Origin of the sequence: Fibrisoma limi BUZ 3 (assembly GCF_000296815.2) — a bacterium.
Taxonomy (GTDB): domain Bacteria; phylum Bacteroidota; class Bacteroidia; order Cytophagales; family Spirosomataceae; genus Fibrisoma; species Fibrisoma limi.
Genome location: NZ_CAIT01000006.1, coordinates 639,349 through 654,630 on the forward strand (window position 1 = coordinate 639,349; position 15,282 = coordinate 654,630).

The window sequence follows — 15,282 nt, forward strand, 5'->3', positions numbered from 1 at the left end:
GTTATGAGCACAATGAGCGTTCCGGTAGGGCTGAAACGTACGGCGGTACTGTGTGTGCTTCGGCATGGGACTACGTTTTTGCTGCTGAAACGGCTGAAAGAGCCAAACAAAGACCAGTATACACCGGTGGGCGGAAAACTTGACCCGTACGAGAGTCCGTTGCAGGCGGCTTACCGCGAAACCTGGGAAGAAACTGGCATCAAGGCTGACCGGATGACGTTTTGTGGGGTACTAACCGAAAGCTCCCCGACGGCCTATAACTGGACCAGCTACGTGTATGTGGCCGAAATTGACCGGGTACCGCCACCGCCCTGCAACGAAGGGACACTGGAGTGGATCGATTTTGCTGATGTCCTGAACGTACCGACGCCCAGAACCGACTGGTTCATCTATGACTACCTCCTGAAGCGCAGACCATTTGCGTTCAGCGCTGAGTTTGATGAGCAGCTAACACTGTTAACCATGCGCGAAGAAATTGAGGATGTCGTTGTGTATCAGCAGGAAAGCTGATAAAACCTATTAAACGAATAAAGCCCGGCCAACTGACCGGGCTTTATTCGTTTATGAACAAAAACGGCTGGCCCCGCTGTTATGAATTCGCTTAATCATTCGAGTATGACCACCCCATCGCCCATTATTACCCCCGAACTCATTGCGTCAGCCTATACCTACGAACAGTACGTTGCCCTTTCAACCGATTTGTTAAGGCAGGGCCGTACGACCTCCGACAACCCCAGTTATAATACCCCTGAACTGCTGGGCTTTACCAAGCTGAATCTGCATCGGATGAGCCGGCTGGAGCGATTTGCCGTTATTAAGCCCGAACTGGCCGACCTGTTACAGCACGTAACTGAGCGCTGGATCTGGCTGGTGTTAACCGAATCGTGGTGTGGTGATGCAGCCCAGATTCTGCCCGTTTTTCAGCGAATGACCGATGGGTCGCCCAATGTGCAGATGCGCTTAATTCTACGGGATAAAAATCTGGATGTCATGGACGCTTACCTGACCAACGGCACATCGCGATCTATTCCTAAACTGGTCTGTATCAATGCCGATACGCTGGCGGAGCTTGGTACGTGGGGACCCCGGCCGGCTGCGCTTCAGGCGTTGGTGATGCAATGGCGGGCGGAGAAACGGCCGTATGCCGACGTTGCAGAGCAAACCCAGCGCTGGTACAACGATGACCGTACGGAGGCTATACAACGGGAAATGGTTTCGTTGGTACGTCAGTGGGCAAAAATTAGTGTGTAGCCTTCCTGGTGCCGGAAGTTTGGGTACATTTACGCCAGTGTTCACAAAACAACCACAATTATGGCACAGGCAAAATCCGGCGACACCGTTCAGGTGCATTATACCGGTACACTGACCGACGGAACCGTTTTCGACTCATCGGAGGGACGTACTCCGCTGGAGTTTCAGCTTGGTAGCGGTCAGGTAATCAGAGGCTTTGATGAAGGCATTACGGGCATGAACGAAGGCGAACGGAAAACCATCCAGATTCCGGTTGAGGACGCCTACGGTCCGGCTAATGAAGAGATGATATTCACGCTGAACCGCACCGATATTCCGGCTGATATTCCGCTCGAAGTAGGGATGACCCTGAACATGCACGAGGATGGAAATCCGCGGCCCATTCCGGTCATTGTTCGTGACCTGACCAACGACAGTGTAACGCTCGATGCCAACCACCCGCTGGCCGGTCAGGATCTGGTGTTTGACGTTGAACTGGTTGGCGTAAAACCGTCTTCCGGGATTATTGTATAGGAGTGAAAAAAATGGAGGAAGGGAGAAAAGGAATACTATTCGGCGTTCTCTTCTCCCTTACTCCCTTTCCTCCTTTTTTCCTCTATTCCTCCATTTTAAGCAATTCGCCTAATTCATTCAGGGCCGTTTGTATTCCTTTTGGATTAGCGCGGGCAATGCTTGCTGCCAGGGCAACTGTAATAGCACCAACGTTCAACGCTATCGTCAGGTTCTTGATGCGTTTCAGTCCCGACTGTGCATCGGTAGTGGCCTGTCTGACAGCCTCGATCATCTTTCCTGCTTCGTGAAAGGCCGGCCGTACGGAGAGCGTCATCAAATCCTGCGCCCGGTTCAGCAAACTGTTCTGGTAAGCATTCAAATCCAGTTGCTGCTCATAGGATAATTCCGGCCAGTGTGCCAGTTGAAATTCGGCTAAAGCCCGGGCGGTCCGTCGGTAGCTGTCGGCTAGTTCAACGATCTGTTCTGGGGTTAAGTCTTCCATTCGTGAGATTGAATTGTTCCAGATCAGCTTTTAGCTGTTTGAGCCTGGACAAGTACGGATCGATATTATTGATTAACTCCTTGCTTTTCAGTAGGTAGCGATTCTTATATACTTCTCGGTAGCCGGCCTGAATCGTTTTCAGCGTCTGGACGTGCGTCAGAATGCTTTGTTGCGTTTGGTCAATCGCTTTGCTCGTGTTCAGCCACTCTTTTGCGAGTTCCCGTTTCTGCGTATAGGTCAGCGTTGGGTCCTGAATAAGCAGGGTGCGGTAATGGCCATAGGCCTGATCCCGGCTGATGGCCACTACGTCGGCCAGGCGTTCGTAGGCAAACACCAGCGCAGACAGAACCTGTTGCGCGTCGTCGTGGCTCTGCGTGATAAGAACCGACAGTTTGCGCCGTCGGTAGGCATTGGTAGCGGCTGAGCCAAGTAAATTGAACAACCGATTGGCGGCTGCTGTCTGGTCTGACGATAGTTTGAGCCGCGATCCTTGCAGGTATTGGTTAAATGCAGGTGACTTGAGCTGAACGGGCGCAAACGTGCTGCCGGTAACCGAAAAGTCGGCAATGGCCTGAAAATAAGCTTCCATCAGGTCCGAAACGGCGAGCGTCAGACTGTCGGCCAGTTGATACGACCGCAAGGAGTCTTGCCGGATGCTGCTGGTAAACTCCGGTCCGATCACTGGGATACGGTTGAACGGGTGCCGGCTAAGGGAGTCGGCCAGCGTACGTTCCTTGTAAACAGCCGTGAACGTAGTCGGTAAGGCTGAGTTCTGTTGCAAGCCCGCAACCGCCGACGTTCCGAAGGTGTTAACGGTTTTAAGGTTTACGCAACTAGTAAGAAACAGACCTGTTACGGCAAATAGGCGATAGTAATAAAGTTTCATAGGCCAGGAAATGGCGAATGCATAAAGTAAGCAAGTGTAACGCTGGTGTCACAATATGGCTACAACTTTTGAACGAACGGTAATTTATAAAACTGTCGATTCGTCGTTGAAGTTATCTACGTATGAAGTTGACACCACAAAATGTTGGTTACGCCTGCATCAACCTGAGTCTTCAGGCCGATAAAATTGTGACGAATCGGGGGATGATAAAAAAGACATTTACCGAACGGGGGGTACAGTATGCTTCGGAGCTGGCGCTGAAGAATGTGCAGGATTTATTAAAAGTGGTTGACTGGAATCTTGAACATGGGTTTCGCATCTTCAGGATCTCGTCGGACCTGTTTCCATGGGCGTCGGAGTACAAAATCAGCAGCCTGCCCGACTTTTCGGAGATTCGGGAGACTCTGGAAGAAATTGGAAGCCGGCCGATCCGCCTGACGGTACACCCGGGGCCGTTCAATCACCTGGCCGGACAGGGCAAAGTGCTCGACAACACGGTGGTTGATCTGGAATACCATTCCGAACTGTTCGACCTGATGGGTTTAAAACCGTCGCACTGGAATAAAATCAACATCCACGCGGGTGGTACGTACGGCGACAAGGCCACGACCATGAACCGGTTTGAAACGAACTTCAAAATGCGCCTGTCTGAAAACCTGCGTGCCCGGCTGACGGTTGAGAACGACGACCGGCCGGGCCTGTACAGCGTAGCCGATCTCGTACGGTTCCGCGAATCGATCGGTACGCCGGTGGTGTTCGATTATTTTCATCATTCCCTCCATCCCGATGGTCTGACCGAAGAAGAAGCGTTTCTGATGGCCTACAATACCTGGGATGTTCGGCCAGTGTTTCACTACTCGGATTCCCGACGCGAGCGTGAAGATCCGAAAGCCCGCAAAGAAGCTCACGCCGACTGGCTGTACTCCCTCGTCAATACGTATGGCAAGGAAGTAGACATCATTTTTGAGTCAAAACTCAAGGAACTTTCGATTCTGCGCTTGCGCGGGGAAGAGCCCGAAATTACCCCTAAACTGGCTAGGCTGATCAGTCAGCAGACAGGTAGCTCGGGCGAATGACGTACGTTGTCAAGCAGTAGCAAAACCATTAAAAAATAAACCGGTGCATTCGATTGAATGCACCGGCCGGGAGAGGGTGATGTACCGACGCTTGTCCGAAAAGCAGGGGGTACATTGAACTATGTACTTGATAAACTGAGCAGTTGGTCGCTCAGTAGATGCGCTTAGCGACGGATGTCAATCCGGGTAGAGAATTTCTTCTCGCTCGGACCAACAACGAATGTGTAAGAACCTTCGGGCAGCGACGACAGGTCGTAGCGACGGATCGTGCCATTGAGCGTTTCGGTCAGAACCGGTACGTTCTGGGCGTCAAAAATCGCTACGTTAGCGTCTTCTACGTTTGTTGCAGGCACTACTACCTGCACTTTGTTCTTGGCGTACGTAGTGATCTGCGGTTGCTCGATCTGCTTGAGTTTACGTTCGTCGACGTTCACGGCATTCGCCTGGATAGTCAATCCCTGCGACATCCACCAGTTGTTGGTGCTGGCCGTCAGGAAATACTGACCATCAGGCAGGCTGTTGAGGTTTAACGTCAAATCTTTCGACTTGGCAGATGAAACCAGACCTTGATAAAGCACGTTGCCATCGGCGTCGATTAGGGCAACGTCGATCGGCTGTCCTGCCTCTGTATGTAAACGAACTTTCTTTTGCTCGGACTTCACTACTTTCACCCCACTCACTCCCGAACCATTGTCGGCAACGGCACCTCCCATGCCAGCCAAACCCCATACTGTCAGCAGTACGGCCACGGATAAACGGAACTGTTTCATTGGCGAAGAATTTTATTTTTCCGTGACAAAGGTGGGGCCGGAAGATGCTTTAATGCAAGGGGTGAAGCGCTGGTTTACAATTCATTAACAAAGATTCCTGATAATGGAATGGGTTGATATTGGTAAAGTACAACGATTATGGGAAATGTACAAAAGGTTCCTTGAAACGAATAGATTTTGTATTTTTCTAATAACCTTAAAAAATAGTGCTGTACGTTTTTAAGGTGATATGATTTTCTGAGCAAAGTACAAAACGCCCGTTGAGGCCCGATCAGCGATCATTATTTGGCAGCAGGGGCAGTTACTGGATAGGGGCATCGAGCGAGGAAAACAGCAGATGCCGCAGAAACTCAAGCAATCGGTCCTCACCAGTAGGCAATCCTTCGGGTTGCCCGCCAAAGTCAGTGAGGGAAGGCAGATACTGCATAAAATAAGCCTGGTAGTGAGCCGTTTCAATTATTGAACTTGCTCGTGAACGGGCGTAGGGATAATCAGGCCGGTATTCCAGAATGATACTAGCCAGTCGGCCGCACAAGTCCTTATACGGCTTAAACAACTGCTGACGGTTGTCCTCGGTGACGTGGTGAGTCAGGTACGCTTTACTGGCTTCGCGAATAACAATGATGTGCAGGGCAGATACATCAATATTGTCGGCGCCCAGCGAAAAAGTCGGTGGTGATAAATTCTTCAGCAACAATATTTTCAGAATACGGTCCAGCTTTTCACGAGGGTCGGTTAAGTTGTTTGTATGAAATATAACCTGATACTCAAGCCATTGCCAATACCATGCGATCAGGTAGACCAGCAGACGGTGTTTATTTTCAAAATATCGGTAAATACTGGCTTCCTTTGTACTGATCCGGTCGGCAAGCTTGCGGAATGTCATTTCTTCGAAACCAATATCAGCAATCAACATGATGCTCTGACGAACAATCCGACGCCCCAGCTCGGAGCTTTCCGGATCGCGCAGAAACAGTTTGTCGTTCATCCGAACCTGTACTGTGTATTCCATCTATACTACGTATTTGCCACTGGCGGAAAATTTTACAACAAAGAAACAAACTTTTATCGGTAAAAGTTATGTTTGTATCATTGATAGTAATACTATCACTAACAAAGGTAATACAATTATGGCTTTAGATACATACCCACAACCACCTCCTTCGTCATTGCAGCGGTTGATTCGACTGCTTGGGACGGAAAAGAAAGATATCTGGTACATCTACTTGTACGCATTGATTACCGGTTTGATTAGCCTGTCGTTGCCGTTGGGTATTCAGGCAGTATTTAACCTGGTCTCCGGCGGACTGGTTTTCAGTTCGGTGTACGTGCTAATCGGTCTGGTCATAGCGGGGGTGCTGGCCACGGGGCTGCTGATGGTCGGGCAGATGACCTTAGTCGAGATTCTGCAGCAGCGCATTTTTGCCAAAGCTGCATTTGAATTTACCTATCGGCTCCCAAGAATTGAACCTAAAGCCCTGGCCGCCTACTATCCACCTGAACTGATGAACCGTTTTTTCGATGTGCTGACGCTCCAGAAGGGAATGCCGAAATTGCTCATCGACCTGACAGCCGCGGCTGTGCAGATTATCTTCGGGATCATTTTGCTATCGTTTTACCACCCTATTTTCCTGGGGTTTGGTCTATTCACGCTGCTGGCAATTATTGGTATCAGTTGGATTTACGGGCCATCCGGGCTTCGGACGAGTCTAAACGAATCGAAGTACAAATACAAGGTGGTTGCCTGGCTGGAAGATCTGGCCCGGGATCTGCCGACGTATCGCCACCGCGATGATGTGCTCGAACCTATCGACCGGATGGACGAACTGGTAGCCAGTTACGTCAGTTACCGGAATGATCATTTCCGGGTGCTGAAGCGTTTTTTTTACAGTGCCGTTGCATTTAAAACACTGGTTACGGGCGGTCTGTTAATACTCGGTACCGCGCTGGTGGTAGGTCGCGAAATGACCTTGGGGCAGTTCGTGGCGGCTGAGCTGGTTATCGTGTTGATAACCGGATCGGTCGAAAAACTGATTTCAGGCATCGATACGGTGTTCGATATGTTGACCGCCGTTGAAAAAATTGCAAATGTTACGGATCTACCCTTAGAAACCGACACACCAACTCATGCTTAACATATCAAATCAGCGGGTAGACGAACAGCTATTCAATCACTATCCGCTTAAAACGCTCCGCACCTTACCCCAGCCTAACAGTGGTCGGCGGCTGGGACGCTGGATGCTGGGGCTGTTGCTAATCAGCCTTTGTGTCATGTTTCTGCCCTGGCAGCAGAACATCAACGGCGAAGGTGCCGTTACGGCTCTGACGCCACAGGACCGCCCCCAAACCGTTCAGAATGCAATTGCCGGCCGGATCGAACGCTGGGCTATTCAGGAAGGACAGTTTGTGCACAAGGGCGATACACTGCTGGTCATATCCGAGATCAAGGATGAATATTTTGACCCGAATCTGCCCCAGCGGCTTGACGAACAGCTCGATGCCAAAGAAGGCAGCGTGAGTGCGACCGATGCCAAAATTACGGCTCTCGACGGTCAGATTGCCGCTCTGCAAACGGGACTTCAGGTGAAGCTTGCCTCGGCCCGCAACAAGGTTCGGCAAAGCCAGTTTAAAGTAATCAGTGACAGTACGGATCTGATTGCCATTCGAAAAAATTACCAGATTGCACTGGATCGGCTTGATCGTTACGAAAAGGGATACCGGAACGGATTGTTCTCGCTTACGGACCTTGAGTCGCGTCGGCTAAAAGTACAGGAGGACAACGCTAAAGTGATTGCCCAGGAAAACAAGTTGAACGTATCGCGGCAGGAACTGGTCAACGCTCGGCTTGACCTGAGTAATATACAGGCCGACTACCAGGAAAAGCTGGCTAAGGCTCTGTCGGATCGGAGCTCGGCGGTATCGTACCGGGCCGAAGCTACGGGCGAAGTGTCCAAACTCCGGAATAAAATCAGCAGCGTGGATGTTCGCCGGGGCCTTTACGTTGTGCGGGCTCCGCAGGATGGCTACGTGGTGCGCTCGTTCAAGGCCGGTATCGGCGAGACTATCAAAGAGGGCGAATCCATTGCCACGCTGCAACCTGCTAATCCCGCCATAGCGGTTGAACTGTACGTGCGGGCCATGGACGTACCGCTGATTCAGCGCGGTCGGCACGTGCGATTGCAGTTTGACGGATGGCCCGCGATTCAATTTTCGGGCTGGCCGACGGTGGCTGTGGGTACATTTGGGGGCGAAGTAGCGGTTATCGACGCCGTTAGCAGTGTGAATGGGAAATACAGGCTATTGGTCAAGCCTAAACTACAGAAAGGTGATCAGCCATGGCCGCAACAATTGCGGGTTGGTTCCGGCGTGTACGGCTGGGTAATGCTCGACGATGTGCCGGTATGGTACGAACTGTGGCGGCAGTTAAACGGCTTCCCGCCAAGTTTACAGGAGGAGCCAAAAGAGGAAACGAAAAAATGAGAATACTGATCGGAATATGCCTGATCGTTCTGGGGTGTTTGCCCTGGCGGGTATCCGCTCAACTGGCTGCAAGACCCGCGTCAGGCACAACGGTAGTAGCCCCTGAGCCAAACCCGGCGGCTGTTTTTACGGCGGGCGACTTTTTTCAGGCGGTCCTGCAACACCACCCGATTGTCAGGCAGGCGGCTTTGCTGAGCCGGGAAGCGCAACAGGAAGTGATGCAGGCGCGGGGGGCCTTTGACCCGAAGCTGTTCTCGGTTTATGACCGGAAGGAATTTGGCCGCAGTCTTTACTACGACAAGTGGCAGTCAGGGCTGTCGGTGCCGGTTTTGCCGGGCGGTATTGACGTAAAGATGACCTATGACCGGAATATGGGGGAGTACCTCAACCCTGAAAATCGGGTGCCATCTTCCGGACTGGCGGCCGTGGGCGTTAGCGTGCCCATCGGGCAGGGGCTTTTGATCGATGCCCGGCGTACGGCGTTGCGTACGGCGCAACTGGCCGTCAACCTGGCCGACGCCGACCGGCTGAAACTGATCAACAAAACCCTGTTTGATGCCGCTAAATCCTACTGGGATTGGTACCTGGCTTACCAGCAATACCGATTTGTTGAGGACGGGTACCAACTGGCTGATATGCGTTTTCAGGCGATCCGACAGCGGGCTTTGCTGGGCGATGCGGCCATTATTGACACAACCGAAGCGCTTATCACAGCGCAGGACCGACTCGTGCAACTTCGGCAGGCCGAGGTGGAACTGCAAAATACACGCCTGCGCCTGACTGCTTACCTCTGGAACAGCGATGAAGCAGGGGGGAATCCGCAACCAGTCGATATGCCCGCTACGGTGGTGCCCCAAAGTCCACCGGCTCAACTGGACGACGAACAACTGCTGCAACAATTGCTCAACCGGGCCGCTGAACAGCACCCGGAACTGCTGAAACTAACGGCAAAAGGGCAACAACTGGCAATTGAAGAGCGGTTTCGACGGTCGCTGCTACAGCCACAGATCGCCCTGAGCGCCAGCTTGCTGAGCCGAACGCCCGAAGCGGGAACTGGTTACGACTGGGCAAGCTATTATGCGTTTCGGGCTGATAATCATAAAATTGGCATCGACCTGACCTTTCCGTTGTTTCTGCGTAAGGAACGGGGTAAACTCCGGCAGGTGCAGATCAAGTCGCAGCAAAACGAATTGGAGCGGCAACAAACGGGGCGAAATATTGCTAACGACGTGCAGACTGCCTGGAATGAGTTGAAAGCACTCGAACGGCAGATTGCCGTTCAGGAGAAGACCGTTGCCAATCAGCGTACGCTGCTTCAGGCCGAGCAGCAGAAGTTTGACATCGGCGAAAGCTCGCTGTTCCTGGTCAACAGCCGGGAAACGAAGCTGATCGACCTTCAGATCAAACTGGAAGAACTGCGTACCAAACACCAGAAGGCCATTGCCGGGCTCTGGTATGCAGCCGGAACCCATGCCGGTGCTAATTAGCACCGGCATCTGCTGATTCCGTGAGTAATTTAGGGAGGTCGAGCGGGCGGGTGTACATAGCAACCGAACCATCAGGCTGACGGGGCCATAGTTCCGTTGGCCGGTCCCAGTATAACTCAACGCCATTGTGATCAGGATCGTTGAGGTAGATAGCTTCCGAAACGCCGTGGTCGGCGGCACCGGTAATGGGGTAATCAGCTTCAACGAGTCGACGATAGGCAACTGATAAATCCCGGCGGTTTGGGTACAGAATGGCCGTGTGAAACAGACCGGCGCTGCGGACCGGTGCCGGGGGCGCACCTTTGCTGTACCAGGTATTCAGCCCGATGTGGTGATGGTAACCACCAGCCGAAATAAAGGCGGCATCGGCACCCATCCGCTGCATGATGGAAAAGCCGAGCAGGTCGCAATAAAAGTGGAGCGCCCGGTCGAGGTTGGCAACTTTCAAATGTATGTGGCCAATTCGGGTAGTAGGCGGTAGTGTGTACGGTGAAGACATAGGCGTAGCTTTGGCTATACAAATAGAAATACCGGCGAACTAGTTCACCGGTATTTGCCTTTATACAGGCAATGTAGTCAGTTGAATGATACTTTCTCGTTCGCTCATTCACCCACTGATTTCTCCCCAAAACGATTGCGCGATGTCTGCTCCAGTTCCTATTGAAATTGAAAGCGCGGTGACAACAATCATTCTGCAGCGCCCGTATAAAGATCAGGTACCGGCCTATGAGGAGTGGCTGAGGGAAATTGTGCCCTTAGCGCAACAGTATGAAGGACACCGAGGTGTGAACATCATCCGGCCGCACGGCCAGACTGAAGAATACACCATTGTACTTCATTTTTCGTCGGAGGCTACTTTACGAGCTTGGCTTGAATCCGACACGCGCCGACAACTGGTAGAGAAAGTTCGCCCTTTGCTGAATACTGAAGAGAAAATAGACATCAAGACCGGGCTGGAATTTTGGTTTACACCCCCGGCTGCCAGGAAAGCGGCACCACCGGTCAAGCAGTTCTTAATCACCGTATCGGCTATTTATCCATTATCAATGCTGGTGCCGTGGCTGCTTACGCCCCTGTTTGCCGCCGTGTCCTTCCTGACAATGCCGGTGATTAAAGCTTTGCTGACCAGTCTGATCATCGTTGGCCTTATGACGTTTGTGATCATGCCACGCTACGTAAAACTGGTGGCTGGGTGGCTCTTCCGGTAACGAATACTGGCGGCAACAAGCATGGAGTTAAAGTTCCATAGCCAAAAGAATGGGGTTGAATGTTACTTTACCGACCCGATCACCATCAGAAGTTCGCTGATCATCATAGCCGTAGCGCCCCAAACGCGGTAATTCTCAATCTGATAGAATGGCGCATCGACCGTCATGCCCCGCACTTCGACCTGGCTGTCGCCCACGATCGTTTCATCGAGCAACGTATCCAGATCCACTTCTACCACCGCTTCTACTTCGCGGGGATCAGGGTAGAAATCGGGTCGGTAAGGCAACGTGCCGATAACCGGTAACACATAAAAATTGCTCGGCGGAATAAACAACTCGGTGAGGTGTCCGAGAACAGTAACATCGGATACCCGAATGCCAATTTCTTCCTGCGCTTCCCGCAGGGCAGTACGCGTCAGGTTTTCGTCAAATCGTTCCATGCGGCCACCCGGAAAAGCCATCTGACCGGCATGGACCCCATCGTACTGAGGTCGTAGAATCAGCGGCAGGTAAATGCTGCCCCGGTAGGGATAGAAACAGATCAGCACCGCGCTCCGTCGGGTTCGTTCATTGGGTTTGATACCTAGTCGATACCGGGATGCTGCGGCCATTTTGCTATGAGCCACCTCGCCCGGCAGCGGCTCCTGCAACCGCTGACGAAGAGTATCGGTAAAGGTATGAAACGACGTTTGGAGCATAACGGTAAACGGTTCCCAATGTACGGTTTTCTGTTTTCGATCGTATGCCGACCACTAAAAACTGTAGGCAGAAATCTTACTTATACAGCTTAACCAATTCTTCGGCGCAACGTTCACCGTCCATCGCTGCGGATACAATACCGCCCGCGTAGCCGGCTCCTTCGCCACAGGGGAACAGTCGACTGACCTCCACATGCTCACACGTATCACGGTGCCGCGGAATACGTACCGGCGACGATGTGCGGCTTTCAACGCCGATCACCTGACCATCGTTGCTGAGATACCCCCGCATTTTGCGGCCAAAATCGCGCAATCCCTGCTTCAGCGGTTGGGCGATATGATCCGGTAATACGTCGCTCATGTCGACCGATGCTAATCCAGGCTGATAGGAGGTGGGGAGTAACTCCGTCGAAACCCGGCCACTCACAAAATCGGCTACCCGCTGGGCGGGGGCAGTCTGCGCCGGGCGTTTACCGTTATCGCTTCCCAGGCGGCAGGCCCAGCGCTCGAGTTCCTGCTGTAGGGCCAGACCAGCCAGCGGTCCTTCGTCGAGGTAGGGTTTCAGATCGTCGTCGGTTATAGCTACCACCAGTCCGGAGTTCGCAAACCTGGAGTCACGACGGGAAGGCGACATGCCGTTTACGACCAGTTCACCGGGTGCCGTTGCGGCCGGAACGATAAAGCCGCCCGGACACATACAGAACGAAAACACACCCCGATCGACACCGTTGAAACGAGTTTGGGTTACCAGACTGTATGAGGCTGCCGGGAGGTAATCGCCCCGCTCGGATCGGTGATACTGCAACTGGTCGATCAGTGCCTGCTGGTGCTCAATACGGACACCCATCGCAAATGGCTTGGCTTCAATACGTACACCTTTGTTGTGTAGCAGGTAAAAAATATCCCGCGCCGAGTGCCCTGTGGCAAGGATTACCCCAAGACCGGGCCACTCGCGTCCATCGGACGTAACGACGCCCTGAACCTGATCCCCGGCCATTAGTAGATCCGTGACACGCGTATCGAAGTGTATTTCCCCATCCGCATCCAGAATGCTTTGCCGGAGGTCGGCTACTACGTTCGGGAGTTTATTGGTTCCAATGTGCGGATGAGCATCGACCAGAATCTGTTCCGTTGCGCCGTGGGCTACCAGAATTTCGAGAATACGCCGGACATCGCCCCGCTTGGTTGACCGAGTATAAAGCTTACCATCGGAGTACGTACCGGCTCCTCCTTCGCCAAAACAATAGTTGGATTCCGGATTAACGATGTGATCCTTGTTGATCGCGGCCAGGTCGCGTCGGCGGGTACGTACATCGCTGCCCCGTTCCAGAACAATAGGCTTTACGCCCAGTTCAATTAACCGTAGGGCCGCGAATAAACCGGCCGGTCCAGCCCCGACCACAATAGCCTGGCGGGCCTGACTGACATTCGGATACTGCTTCTGAAAGCTGAGAAGCGGGGGGGGAGTCGTACCGACAAATACGTCGGCGTCGATGTGAACACGAACCTGACGGCCGCGGGCATCGATAGACTGGCGACGTTTTCGTACAACCGCCGGACTATCGGCGGGGAGCCGGAGATGACGTAAGGCTTCCGTTCGGAACGCTACGTCGTCATTAGCCTGCTCGGGCAGGAGGCTCAGGGAAATCTGTTGAATCATTGGGTTAAGACGGGTATTTATCCCGTAGTAAGCAATTACATTTAGCCGCGGGGCTACCGTAATGTCAACAAGCGGTCGGCGTGGAGAGTTCAGGCGTCAACTGTCGTCGAATTAGCGGCCCAGGACTGCGCGGGCCTGTTCCTCATCGCGCTTTAGCTGGGCTATCAACGCGGGCAGGCCGTCAAATTTCTCTTCCGGACGAAGGAATTCGCGGAAAAGCAGCGTCATGTGTTCGCCGTAGATATCCCGGTTAAAGTCAAAAATGTACGTTTCAATCGTTTGATGCGTACCGGCCACCGTCGGGCGGAAACCAATATTGAGCATACCGCCATACGTTTGACCGTTGTGACGTACGTCAACCGCATATACACCGTTGGCCGGAATCAGCTTCACGGGGTCATCCACCTGCATGTTGGCGGTTGGGTAACCGATGGTCCGGCCAAGCTGTTGGCCTTTCACAATGGTACCGGTCAGGTTATAAGGACGGCCCAGGAAAAGATTGGCCGCGAGAATATTCCCCTCGTTCAGGGCTGCCCTGATTTTTGACGAACTCACGCCAACCGCGTCGATGTCCTGCCGGGGAATTTCCTCTACTTCAAAGCCGTATTCGTCCTGATGCTGCTGGATGTAATCAAAACCGCCCTGCCGATCCCGGCCAAAGCGATGATCGTAGCCAATCACCAGCTTTTTGGTGCCGATGGCATCGAGGAGAATTTGCCGGATAAACTCCTCAGAGGTCAACTGGGAAAACGACCGGGTAAAGGGAATGACAACCAGGTGATCGACGCCGGCCTGTTCGAGCAGGTCAATTTTTTCGTCGAGCGTCGAAAGCAGCCTGAGATTCTGGCTATCGTTGGAAACGACCGTGCGTGGGTGCGGCCAGTACGTCAGCACAACGGATTCGCCCCCGTTTGCCCGGGTGATTTCAACTAATCGGGCCAGAATAGTCTGGTGGCCAAGGTGTACCCCGTCGAACGTACCGCTGGTTACAACGGCGTATGGGAGGGGCTGGATGGTATCAATGCCGCGATGGACAATCATGCAGGAAAGTGTTCGGTGCGGTAGCGTTCGATAAACCCTTCAACGCTATCGGCATCTTTTACAACAAATTCGCCGATTCGGGTACGGCGCAGGTTTGCCAGGTACGCGCCATTGCCAAGTAACAGGCCCAGATCACGTACCAGACTACGAATATACGTGCCTTTGGAACACACAATACGAAAATCGATTGCCGGAAACCCGTCGGTGAGGACGTTGAAGTTCGATACCGTGACCAGACGGGACTTAATGTCGCTGGCGGTTTCGCCCCGTCGGGCTTTTTCGTACAGACGTTCTCCATTGACCCGGATGGCTGAGTAGATGGGCGGAATCTGCTGAATTTCACCGGTTAGCTGACGGGCTGCGGCCTGTATCTGTTCGGGGGTGATGCCTGATACGTCAAACTCGCCGTCAAAAGCCGTTTCCAGATCGACCGAGGGAGTGGTTTTGCCCAGCACGAGCGTACCCGTGTATTCTTTCTCCTGGGCCTGGTACTGGTCAATCTGTTTGGTCATTTTACCGGTGCAGAGGATGAGCAAACCGGTCGCCAGCGGGTCGAGCGTACCGGCATGGCCTATCTTCTTGAATTTACAGGCCCGGCGCAGCTTATTCACGACGTCGAACGATGTCCACTCAAGGGGTTTATCGATAAGGATGAGCTGGCCGGGGTCAGTTTGTGGTTGTTGGTGCATAGGCTAATAGAACGCAGATTGCAGTAACTAAACAGATTAATA

Annotated in this window: 17 protein-coding genes; 8 read left to right on the forward strand and 9 right to left on the reverse strand. The window is 52.8% G+C overall.

Going from position 1 to position 15,282, the window contains the following annotated elements; translation table 11 throughout:
* Positions 1-3: 3 nt before the first annotated feature.
* From BN8_RS10570 to BN8_RS10580, 3 genes are all read left to right on the forward strand, one after another.
* Positions 4-510 carry an NUDIX hydrolase gene (locus BN8_RS10570; protein ID WP_009281855.1) on the forward strand — a complete coding sequence of 169 codons (507 nt, stop codon included), beginning with the start codon at positions 4-6 and terminating at the stop codon, positions 508-510.
* 81 nt (positions 511-591) lie between these two features.
* Positions 592-1,251, forward strand: a complete 660-nt coding sequence (locus BN8_RS10575; RefSeq protein WP_009281856.1) for a thioredoxin family protein — start codon at positions 592-594, stop codon at positions 1,249-1,251.
* 60 nt (positions 1,252-1,311) lie between these two features.
* Positions 1,312-1,764, forward strand: coding sequence for an FKBP-type peptidyl-prolyl cis-trans isomerase (locus BN8_RS10580; RefSeq protein ID WP_009281857.1), 453 nt, complete (start codon positions 1,312-1,314; stop codon positions 1,762-1,764).
* Between the two features lie 82 nt (positions 1,765-1,846).
* Here the strand turns inward: BN8_RS10580 and BN8_RS10585 are convergent, their stop codons facing one another.
* Positions 1,847-2,245 carry a hypothetical protein gene (locus BN8_RS10585; protein ID WP_009281858.1) on the reverse strand — a complete coding sequence of 133 codons (399 nt, stop codon included), beginning with the start codon at positions 2,243-2,245 and terminating at the stop codon, positions 1,847-1,849.
* A complete protein-coding gene (locus BN8_RS10590) occupies positions 2,214-3,131 on the reverse strand; it encodes a hypothetical protein (RefSeq protein WP_009281859.1) in 918 nt (305 codons plus the stop codon). Before BN8_RS10590 ends, BN8_RS10585 begins: the two co-directional genes overlap by 32 nt.
* A 122-nt stretch (positions 3,132-3,253) precedes the next feature.
* Here BN8_RS10590 and uvsE point away from each other — a divergent pair, with 122 nt between their 5' ends.
* Positions 3,254-4,207, forward strand: a complete 954-nt coding sequence (gene uvsE, locus BN8_RS10595; RefSeq protein ID WP_009281860.1) for a UV DNA damage repair endonuclease UvsE — start codon at positions 3,254-3,256, stop codon at positions 4,205-4,207.
* 164 nt (positions 4,208-4,371) lie between these two features.
* Here the strand turns inward: uvsE and BN8_RS10600 are convergent, their stop codons facing one another.
* Positions 4,372-4,977, reverse strand: a complete 606-nt coding sequence (locus tag BN8_RS10600; protein ID WP_040005723.1) for a T9SS type A sorting domain-containing protein — start codon at positions 4,975-4,977, stop codon at positions 4,372-4,374.
* Positions 4,978-5,278: 301 nt separating this feature from the next.
* Positions 5,279-5,989, reverse strand: coding sequence for a TetR/AcrR family transcriptional regulator (locus BN8_RS10605; protein ID WP_009281862.1), 711 nt, complete (start codon positions 5,987-5,989; stop codon positions 5,279-5,281).
* Positions 5,990-6,107: 118 nt separating this feature from the next.
* Between BN8_RS10605 and BN8_RS10610 the strand changes: the two genes are divergently transcribed.
* The 3 genes from BN8_RS10610 to BN8_RS10620 are packed head-to-tail and all read left to right on the forward strand — an operon-like array spanning position 6,108 to position 9,944.
* A complete protein-coding gene (locus BN8_RS10610) occupies positions 6,108-7,112 on the forward strand; it encodes an ABC transporter transmembrane domain-containing protein (protein WP_009281863.1) in 1,005 nt (334 codons plus the stop codon).
* On the forward strand, positions 7,105-8,457 hold the full coding sequence (locus BN8_RS10615) for an HlyD family secretion protein (protein ID WP_009281864.1): 1,353 nt from the start codon (positions 7,105-7,107) through the stop codon (positions 8,455-8,457). The genes BN8_RS10610 and BN8_RS10615 overlap by 8 nt, the downstream gene beginning before the upstream one ends.
* The gene (locus BN8_RS10620; protein WP_040005724.1) at positions 8,454-9,944 is read left to right on the forward strand and encodes a TolC family protein; all 1,491 of its coding nucleotides are present in this window, start codon (positions 8,454-8,456) and stop codon (positions 9,942-9,944) included. Before BN8_RS10615 ends, BN8_RS10620 begins: the two co-directional genes overlap by 4 nt.
* On the opposite strand, the gene BN8_RS10625 is transcribed toward BN8_RS10620, so the two are convergent.
* Positions 9,937-10,443 carry a VOC family protein gene (locus BN8_RS10625; RefSeq protein WP_009281865.1) on the reverse strand — a complete coding sequence of 169 codons (507 nt, stop codon included), beginning with the start codon at positions 10,441-10,443 and terminating at the stop codon, positions 9,937-9,939. The genes BN8_RS10620 and BN8_RS10625 overlap by 8 nt on opposite strands.
* 142 nt (positions 10,444-10,585) lie before the next feature.
* Here BN8_RS10625 and BN8_RS10630 point away from each other — a divergent pair, with 142 nt between their 5' ends.
* Positions 10,586-11,152 (forward strand): antibiotic biosynthesis monooxygenase, encoded by a 567-nt coding sequence (locus tag BN8_RS10630; protein ID WP_040005725.1) that lies wholly within the window; start codon positions 10,586-10,588, stop codon positions 11,150-11,152.
* 62 nt (positions 11,153-11,214) lie between these two features.
* Here the strand turns inward: BN8_RS10630 and BN8_RS10635 are convergent, their stop codons facing one another.
* From BN8_RS10635 to truB, 4 genes are all read right to left on the reverse strand, one after another.
* Complete coding sequence (locus BN8_RS10635) at positions 11,215-11,850, reverse strand: NUDIX hydrolase (protein WP_009281867.1); 636 nt, start codon at positions 11,848-11,850, stop codon at positions 11,215-11,217.
* A gap of 76 nt (positions 11,851-11,926) precedes the next feature.
* Entirely contained in the window at positions 11,927-13,510 is a 1,584-nt protein-coding gene (locus tag BN8_RS10640) for an NAD(P)/FAD-dependent oxidoreductase (RefSeq protein WP_009281868.1), read from the reverse strand.
* Positions 13,511-13,621: 111 nt separating this feature from the next.
* Positions 13,622-14,551, reverse strand: coding sequence for a bifunctional riboflavin kinase/FAD synthetase (locus BN8_RS10645; protein WP_009281869.1), 930 nt, complete (start codon positions 14,549-14,551; stop codon positions 13,622-13,624).
* On the reverse strand, positions 14,548-15,240 hold the full coding sequence (truB, locus tag BN8_RS10650; protein ID WP_009281870.1) for a tRNA pseudouridine(55) synthase TruB: 693 nt from the start codon (positions 15,238-15,240) through the stop codon (positions 14,548-14,550). Before truB ends, BN8_RS10645 begins: the two co-directional genes overlap by 4 nt.
* Positions 15,241-15,282 lie beyond the last annotated feature (42 nt).